This is a genomic window from Halobacteriovorax sp., from assembly GCF_041587335.1.
GTDB lineage: Bacteria > Bdellovibrionota > Bacteriovoracia > Bacteriovoracales > Bacteriovoracaceae > Halobacteriovorax.
This window is the reverse complement of sequence record NZ_JBFGYP010000156.1, coordinates 1-6,138: the sequence shown is the minus strand read 5'-3', so window position 1 is coordinate 6,138 and position 6,138 is coordinate 1. Positions and strand designations below refer to the sequence as shown.

Here is a 6,138-nt window from a genome sequence, read left to right as displayed (position 1 = left end):
TCTGAGGCCTTAAATTATGGAATATCTGAGGCTTTAGGCGATTACTTTGTTTGTATGGATGCTGATAGTGTACTTAGTAAAAATATCCTTTTAGAAGCAATTCCATATTTTGAAGATGACCCAAACCTTGCGGCTGTTGCTGGTGCTGTTAAGGTTGGAAACTCAAAGAACATCCTTACTGCATTTCAAAATCTTGAATATATTATTGGTTTAAACTTTCATAAAAAAGCACAATCTTTCCTAAAAATGGTAACCATAGTTCCAGGACCAATTGGTGTGTTCAATAGAGAGAAAGTTTATAACCTTGGGGGCTATAGCTCTGACACTTTTGCTGAAGATAGTGATCTCTCTATGAGACTTCTTATGGAAGGATATAATATTAAGTACTGTGATAAGATCTCTGCTGTGACTGAAGCTCCAGATGATATAAATTCTTTGATTACTCAAAGGTATAGATGGTCACGAGGTATGGTTCAAGCAATTTTTAAAGGGATTGGTATTCTTAGAGGAAACTACAGTTTCCGAGGCCTGCTTGTTATTCTTTATATGTTCTTTGAAACTATAATGATTCCTCTCATAAATTTTTCTTTTATAGTTTTAACTCTTGAGTTCGCTCTCTTGTATAATATTACTGATTTGATGGGTCCATATTTTATTGGGTTAACATTATTAGATGTTGCACTTTGTTTTTATTCAATCATTACTGAGAGGAAAATAGGTTTCTTACTCATATTAAGTTTTCTAAATCGATTAACCTATGGGCTCTTACTGGAAGTCATTCGGTTCTTTTCGATTTTTGATGAATTATTAAAAGTCCCTATGAAATGGGGCGTATTAGTTAGAAAAGGATTAAATTAAATGGACTTGAAAAACTTTTTTAATATTCTATTACTTGCTATTTCTCTTACGACTATTCTCGTAACCCTTGTAAGTTATATCGTATTTAAACTTAGACTTGGGTCTGGAAAGAAGAGAGATTTAGTCGATCCTTTAGAAGGTGCCTTTTATAGACGTTTCTCTCCTTTAGTTAATGCAGAATATCTTAGAAAGAAAAGTTCTATAGCCAAGGGTACTGTTAGTAAAGTTTCTGTAAAAGTTAAGTTTGCTTCTTTATTTGTCTTTCTTCTTGTTGTTGTTTCTGGTTTGTTTTTATTTGAGGATTATTTCTCATATAGAAAAGAGATTTCTGAAAGAGTTCTTGCAGCTAATAACTTTAGAGAACTTGTAAAGAAAGGTTTTTTAAAATCTTATGAATATACTCCGGATAGTGGAACTATAGCTATTAAGAAAAGATTTTCATCTAATTCTCAAGATCAACTCACTTATCTTAGAGCTGGACTTAAGGATAAAAAGTTTTGTTTGATTTCAACAAATAGAGCACGCAGGTATTCTTCTAGTCAACATAAGACTTCAGTTGATCAGTGGAAGAGTTTTTTTAAAAGAAATGGGCTCAGTTATAAAGTTCTAAGATATATTAATCCATCAAAAGGTTGCTTAGTTATCTTTCCTCACGTTCATTCATTAAGTAGGGCCCAAGTTGCCAAGGTTGAGAACCTACAAGCACCTTCGATAATTACTGGTGGCTTTGGAGTTGTGGATGGATTAGGTGATGAAGTTGAGCAAACTCTTCTTCAAAAATATTTAGGAGTAGACATTCAAAAAGATACTTTATCTCTTCCAACTCTTGTCAGTTCCGAAAAAGATTATTTATGGGAAATTGATGGTGGAAGTTTTATCAATTGGAAGCCGATTGATATTAATTTTTCCTATTACTTATCAGATAAGGCTAACCTCATTTCTGCAGATTTTAATGGAAAAATTACGAAAGATAATGAAAAGGTACATAGCCGAATTAAAAGTAGTAAGAATGTTACTTGGACTTCTCTTGATCCTATTGAAAATATTTATTCTGATTTAGTCTTTTTAAATATTTTTGCTTCTTATGCTGAACTTCCAGTATTTAAAATTGAAAACTATAAAGGCACAAAAGTAGCTTTTAGTTTTATATACAGACAGAGCCAACAAGCTAATAATCTTGAAGAGGTAACTTCTTTATTTAAAGGATTAGGGTCGTCATGGACTTTATTTACTAATAATTATAATTATGTAGGTAAGGATATTAGAAAGAAACAAAATGATAAATATGAAGTTTCTATCCTAACTTCTCCTGATCACAACTTTGATAAGCTAGATAGTAGGGCTTCGTTTAATCTTCTTGAAAATATTCGCTTGAGACTTGAAGAGTTAAGTTACTCGGGAGTGATAGGTTTAACTAGTTTTGATAACTTTCTTAATGAAGTTACTTTAGATTCTGCTAACCAAAACCGACTGTCATACTTGTATGGAACAATTAGGGAGGTATCCTATTCTCCTGTGTTCTTAGAAGGTCTTAACTATTTATTAATTCCTAAAATGTTTAGAAACTCTCAGGAAATATTAAATGATAAATCTATCACTGATATTAATGATTTAGATAAAGTCTTTAAAGCTCGACTAGATGATATGGAGTTACTTGGTGGTCTTGCAGTTTTTGATTTATCCTCTGCTGAATTTGAAAACTACTTGTACCGAAACTCTATTGAAAAATTGATTAAAGATCTAAAAGGTAGGACTAGTAGTTTTTCAGAAATTGTAGAGTGGAAGAAAATGAAAGAGAATTTAAAGCTCTCAGCAGTAATGGTAAACGGAAAGACAAAGATATCAATTGAAAATATGTCAGAACGATCTATAAGTAATTTCAATATTCTGTTTCATGGTGAAAATGGGAGAGAAGAGTTTCTTATTGATAGGGTTAATGGAAAAGAGAATTTAGTTGTAGATCCTGCAGCTTATCGAGATCTGTAGCGTATTGTTCCCAATTCTTGTTGCTCAGGAGCTGGTTCTGTTATTTTGGACTCTATTTCTTCTTTTTTTAATGCACTGCTGCTGGCCGAAATACTATCTTCAATAATCATTTTTTGTTGTGGCTTGTTTGATAGAGCGGTCCAAATTCCCAAGTCTACTGTTTCTGAATAAGATTTAAGCTCATTTAACTCGTCTGTGAGTGAATTTTGCGCAAAAATATTTACACTTAATAAGAAAATTAGGATTGATCTCTTGCCTAGCATTGATTCCTCAGATAAAACTCAAAATCTGTTTAAATACTTATACTTATTATGACAAAAATGAGGGAATCTAGCAACAATGTCTGATCGAGATCTAAAATTAAGTAATTATGACTTCGAGCTTCCGGGTAAGCTTATTGCTGACCGACCAATAGAGGGAAGGCATAACTCTAAGCTCCTTGTATATAAAGTTGCTTCAAATGAAGTCATTCATGATCACTTTTATAATCTTCCTAGCTATTTGCCTGAAGAATCTCTACTTGTTGTGAACCAAAGCAAGGTGTTCCCTTGTCGTTTAATAGGGAAGAAGAAAACGGGCGGTAAATGTGAAATCTTCCTTTTGTCTACTCGACCAAATGAGAAAGGCCTAATCAAGGCACTAATAAAAACTAGCTCTAAGAAAAATATTGGAGATCAGTTCTTCTTTGAAGATGGATTAATTGCTGAAATCAAAGATATCGATGATGGAAACTTCTTTGTACAATTTAATAGAGAAGATTTACTGAGTTATTTAGAACAGAATGCAAAAATACCTATCCCACCATATATAAGAAATGGTGAAAGCGATGAGCTCGACAAGTCAGACTATCAAACAGTATTTGCTAAAGACGTGGGGAGTGTTGCTGCTCCTACTGCTGGGTTACACTTTACTGAAGAAGTTTTTCAGTCTTTAGAAAAGAGAAAAATCTCAAGGGCAGAAGTCACATTACATGTAGGTCTTGGGACATTTGCTCCTGTCAAAACGGACAACCTTAAAGATCATAAAATGCACTCTGAAAGCTACTATGTAGATTCAGAGAATAAAGAAAAAATATTAAACCATAAGAAAATATTTGCTGTTGGAACAACATCTCTAAGAGTGCTTGAGAGTTGTCACAATGGTGATGAATTTCAAATCACACCCAATGAAATGAAAGATACAGACATCTTTCTTCATCCAGGTGTTGAAGTAAAATCAATTAACGGTCTTGTTACAAATTTTCACCTTCCAAAGTCTACTTTACTCATGCTTGTAAGTTCACTAATTGGAAGAGAGAAGACGCTTGAACTTTACCAAGAGGCCATAGATAATCAGTACCGCTTTTTTTCTTATGGTGATTCAATGTTAATTTTGAGGGATGAATGAATACAATTTACGAAAATGTAGCATATGACGGAAAGGCGAGAGCAGGAGTTGTGAAAACTGCTCACGGTGACATAGAAACACCAATGTTCATGCCTGTGGGAACTAGAGCATCGGTTAAGTGTATGTGGCAACATGAACTTGAAGAAATTGGTGCCCAGATTATTTTAGGGAATACGTACCACTTGTACTTACGTCCAGGTCATGAACTCATTGAAAGAGTTGGTGGTGGTTTACATGGCTTTATGAATTGGCAAAAACCTATTCTAACAGATAGTGGGGGATATCAAGTATTCTCACTTTCATCTATGAATAAACTCTCAGAAGAAGGCGTACGCTTTCAATCACATATAGACGGCTCGTATCATATGATTTCCCCTGAGAAATCTATGGAGATTCAAAAAGCACTTGGTAGTGATATCGTGATGAATTTTGACGAATGTCCAGCTCTTCCCGCTACAAAAGATAGACTTAGAGAAAGTATGGAGCTTACACTAAGATGGGCAAAGCGTTGTAGAGATTTTCAATTGAAAGATCACCAAAATCTTTTTGGAATTATTCAAGGTGGTCTACATCTAGATCTTCGTACAGAGTGTATGGAAAGACTCACTGAAATGGACTTTGAAGGTTACGCTATTGGTGGTCTAAGCGTTGGTGAGAAAAATGAAGAGATGGTTCAATTCTGTTCAGATTTCGTTCACACAATGCCAAAAGATAAGCCTAGATATCTAATGGGGGTTGGAAAGCCTCTTGATATTCTAACGGGGATAAAAAATGGGTTGGACATGTTCGACTGTGTACTTCCAACGAGAAATGCTCGTAATGGTCAATTTTTAACTCATCATGGGCCTTTAAATATAAAGAAAGAGAGATTTAAAGAAGATAAGGGAGCACCAGATCCAGAATGCTCATGTAAGGTTTGTTCGACTTACTCTAGATCTTATATAAGGCATTTATATAATACAGGTGAGTATCTTGCTGGTCAGTTGATTAGTTACCATAACTTATACTTCTTTATAAATATGACGAAGCAGGCCAGAAAGCATATTATTGCAGGAACGTTTGACGAATATTATAAGAACTTTTATAACAACTACACTTCAAATCAATGGGTTTAACCCAAATAAATTAAGGAAACACAAATGTTAGATTTATTTTTTACTCCAGTATTCGCTCAGGACGCGGCAGCTGCTGCTGGTTCTCCAAATGCACTAAGCTCTTTCTTACCAATGATTGCTGTTTTTGGTATCTTCTATTTTCTAATGATCAGACCTCAAGCTAAGAAAGCTAAAGAAGAGCAAGCAATGCTTAGCCAACTTGGTAAAGGTGAAGAGATATATACAAAATCTGGACTTTTCGGGACTATAACTGGAATTACTGATAAAGTTATCACACTTGAAGTAGCAGAAGGTACTAAAGTAAAAGTACTTAGAAGCCATATCGGTGGAAAAGCATCTTCAATTTTTGAAAAGAAAGAAGATAAGAAAGAAACTAAGAAATAAGAGGTTTTTATGTTTGGAATCGGTGGAGCTGAATTACTCGTTATCTTTCTTTTTGCACTACTTTTTATTGGTCCAAAGAAGTTACCAGAGCTCGCAAAGGGCCTAGGTAAAGGTATTAGAGAATTTCAAAAAGCAAAAGATGATCTCTTTGATCAAGTAAGTGCTTCTACCGAAGACACTATAAAACCAGAAAATAAGAGCAGCGATGACGCACCTGTTGATGTCGTCGCTGAGTCTAAAGACACGAAAAAATCTTCAGATAACTCTGACGCCTAGCCACCAATCTAATTATTTTGGTGGTTTGCCACTTCAATCATTGCTTTTTTACAAAGTTATCCTCTATACTTTTAAGTGTTTAAAATCGTATGCTTAATTTTGGCGTTCTCGCCTACAAAATCCTATGAGGAGT

7 protein-coding genes are annotated in these 6,138 nt (G+C 34.4%); 6 read left to right on the top strand and 1 reads right to left on the bottom strand.

Annotated features, from left to right (window positions below; translation table 11 throughout):
* Both ABX784_RS14980 and ABX784_RS14975 read left to right on the top strand, forming a co-directional pair.
* The coding region (locus ABX784_RS14980; protein WP_372655870.1) for a glycosyltransferase family 2 protein at positions 1-858 on the top strand (858 nt) is incomplete at its 5' end.
* Entirely contained in the window at positions 859-2,844 is a 1,986-nt protein-coding gene (locus ABX784_RS14975) for a hypothetical protein (protein ID WP_372655869.1), read from the top strand.
* Here the strand turns inward: ABX784_RS14975 and ABX784_RS14970 are convergent.
* A complete protein-coding gene (locus ABX784_RS14970) occupies positions 2,829-3,107 on the bottom strand; it encodes a hypothetical protein (RefSeq protein ID WP_372655868.1) in 279 nt (92 codons plus the stop codon). The genes ABX784_RS14975 and ABX784_RS14970 overlap by 16 nt on opposite strands.
* 76 nt (positions 3,108-3,183) lie before the next feature.
* Between ABX784_RS14970 and queA the strand changes: the two genes are divergently transcribed.
* From queA to ABX784_RS14950, 4 genes are read left to right on the top strand one after another with little or no spacing between them, the layout of a single operon-like run.
* Complete coding sequence (queA, locus tag ABX784_RS14965) at positions 3,184-4,230, top strand: tRNA preQ1(34) S-adenosylmethionine ribosyltransferase-isomerase QueA (protein ID WP_372655867.1); 1,047 nt, start codon at positions 3,184-3,186, stop codon at positions 4,228-4,230.
* Positions 4,227-5,345 (top strand): tRNA guanosine(34) transglycosylase Tgt, encoded by a 1,119-nt coding sequence (tgt, locus tag ABX784_RS14960; RefSeq protein ID WP_372655866.1) that lies wholly within the window; start codon positions 4,227-4,229, stop codon positions 5,343-5,345. Before queA ends, tgt begins: the two co-directional genes overlap by 4 nt.
* A gap of 24 nt (positions 5,346-5,369) precedes the next feature.
* Positions 5,370-5,729, top strand: coding sequence for a preprotein translocase subunit YajC (yajC, locus tag ABX784_RS14955; RefSeq protein WP_372655865.1), 360 nt, complete (start codon positions 5,370-5,372; stop codon positions 5,727-5,729).
* A 9-nt stretch (positions 5,730-5,738) separates the two neighbouring features.
* Positions 5,739-6,005 carry a twin-arginine translocase TatA/TatE family subunit gene (locus ABX784_RS14950; protein ID WP_372655864.1) on the top strand — a complete coding sequence of 89 codons (267 nt, stop codon included), beginning with the start codon at positions 5,739-5,741 and terminating at the stop codon, positions 6,003-6,005.
* Positions 6,006-6,138: the final 133 nt, after the last annotated feature.

What these genes read in the sequence shown, in the direction of transcription:
- ABX784_RS14975 (WP_372655869.1), top strand. Translation starts at nt 859, where the DNA reads ATGGACTTGAAAAACTTTTTTAATATTCTATTACTTGCTATTTCTCTT.
- ABX784_RS14970 (WP_372655868.1), bottom strand. Translation starts at nt 3,107, where the DNA reads ATGCTAGGCAAGAGATCAATCCTAATTTTCTTATTAAGTGTAAATATT.
- queA (WP_372655867.1), top strand. Translation starts at nt 3,184, where the DNA reads ATGTCTGATCGAGATCTAAAATTAAGTAATTATGACTTCGAGCTTCCG.
- tgt (WP_372655866.1), top strand. Translation starts at nt 4,227, where the DNA reads ATGAATACAATTTACGAAAATGTAGCATATGACGGAAAGGCGAGAGCA.
- yajC (WP_372655865.1), top strand. Translation starts at nt 5,370, where the DNA reads ATGTTAGATTTATTTTTTACTCCAGTATTCGCTCAGGACGCGGCAGCT.
- ABX784_RS14950 (WP_372655864.1), top strand. Translation starts at nt 5,739, where the DNA reads ATGTTTGGAATCGGTGGAGCTGAATTACTCGTTATCTTTCTTTTTGCA.